The following is a 1,454-nucleotide window of genomic DNA, read 5'->3' as shown; positions in this document are numbered from 1 at the left end:
CTCGCCCACCGCCCCCGGCCCTCGTGTCTACCGCCCCAGATACTTCGGCCGCTCCTTGTTCACGAACGCCTGCACCGCGATCCCGTGGTCCTCGGAGGATCCCGCCCGCGTCTGCAGTTCGTCCTCCTTCTCCAGCGTCTCCTCCAGCGAGTGGGACAGCCCGTACGCGAGGGACTCCTTGAGTGCCGCGTACGCAAGGGTCGGCCCCTCGGCCAGCGCCCGCGCCACCTTCTCCGCCTCGGCCCGCAGCTCCGCGGCCGGAACGATCCTGTTGGCGATCCCCAGCTCGTACGCCTCCTGTGCCTTGATGCTCCGCGGGAAGAGCAGCAGGTCGGCGGCGCGGCCCGGGCCGACGATGCGCGGCAAGGTCCACGAGACACCGGAGTCGGCGGTCAGCGCGACGCCGGCGAACGAGGTGTTGAAGGACGCCGTGTCCGCGACCACCCGGTAGTCCGCGGCGAGCGCGAAACCGAAGCCGGCCCCGGCCGCGACGCCGTTCACCCCGGCCACCACGGGCTTCGCCATCCCGGTCAGCGCCCGCACGATCGGGTTGTAGTGCTCGCGTACGGTCCTCATGGTCTGCCCGGTGCCGGCCTTCTGGTCCGCGACCAGCTGCCCGATGTGTTCCTTGAGGTCCTGCCCCACGCAGAACGCGCGCTCCCCGGCGGCCGTCAGCAGTACGGCGCGTACGGCGTCGTCGCCGGCGGCGGACCGCGCCGCCTCCCGCAGGGCGACCTTGGTCTCCACGTTCAGCGCGTTCATCGCCTCGGGGCGGTTCAGCGTGATCGTCGCGAGTCCGTCGCTCACCTCGTAGAGCACGGTGTCGGCCATGGCGTTCCCCTCCGTGTCGCGGCTTGGGCGTACCCGTCGGTACGACCTGCGTCCTCGCACAGCATGGCGGAGATCAACGGCGATGGCCCGGACCCGACGTGTGACCTGCGTCAAAGAATTCCTGCGGGTGGAAGTGCGGCCGGGCTCGCTGTGGCGGCGCAGTATCGCAGCCACATCGCCGAATTGAGTGGTTTTGCTCGCGCGCGTTGCCCAAGCGATGCCGACTGATGTTGGTCATCGGGTCCTGAGATGCGGGATAATGGCCTGGAAGCAATGTGTTCGATGCCGGTGTCGCGTGTCCGAGAAGTGAACGCGCGTGCCCTTCAAGGGCCGTCGGCTGACGGTGAGCTGGTTTCAGGAAGGGGAACGAGCATGGCGGCCATGAAGCCGCGGACGGGCGATGGCCCGCTCGAGGTGACCAAGGAGGGGCGGGGCATCGTCATGCGCGTTCCGCTCGAAGGCGGCGGTCGGCTCGTCGTCGAGCTGACCCCTGACGAGGCCGACGCGCTCGGCGACGCCCTCAAGAAGGTCGTCGGCTGACGCGCGAAGCGACCATACCCTTTCAGCTGACCCGGCACGCGACGCGCGGTGCCGGGTCAGCTGTGTCGGCGGCCCCCCTGGCC

The 1,454-nt window shown here is 69.8% G+C and carries 2 protein-coding genes; one reads left to right on the top strand and one right to left on the bottom strand.

Annotated elements, in window-relative coordinates; genetic code table 11:
* Nucleotides 1-27: 27 nt before the first annotated feature.
* The gene (gene chcB, locus FNH04_RS45915; protein WP_152792139.1) at nt 28-831 is read right to left on the bottom strand and encodes a 2-cyclohexenylcarbonyl CoA isomerase; all 804 of its coding nucleotides are present in this window, start codon (nt 829-831) and stop codon (nt 28-30) included.
* A gap of 372 nt (nt 832-1,203) precedes the next feature.
* Between chcB and FNH04_RS45910 the strand changes: the two genes are divergently transcribed.
* Nucleotides 1,204-1,371, top strand: coding sequence for a DUF3117 domain-containing protein (locus FNH04_RS45910; protein ID WP_003966491.1), 168 nt, complete (start codon nt 1,204-1,206; stop codon nt 1,369-1,371).
* Nucleotides 1,372-1,454 lie beyond the last annotated feature (83 nt).

The organism is Streptomyces phyllanthi, from assembly GCF_009377205.1.
In the GTDB taxonomy this organism is placed as follows: domain Bacteria; phylum Actinomycetota; class Actinomycetes; order Streptomycetales; family Streptomycetaceae; genus Streptomyces; species Streptomyces phyllanthi.
This window is presented reverse-complemented; position numbering and strand designations above follow the sequence as displayed.

Coding starts and splice junctions, on each gene's coding strand:
- chcB (WP_152792139.1), bottom strand. CDS start 831: ATGGCCGACACCGTGCTCTACGAGGTGAGCGACGGACTCGCGACGATC.
- FNH04_RS45910 (WP_003966491.1), top strand. CDS start 1,204: ATGGCGGCCATGAAGCCGCGGACGGGCGATGGCCCGCTCGAGGTGACC.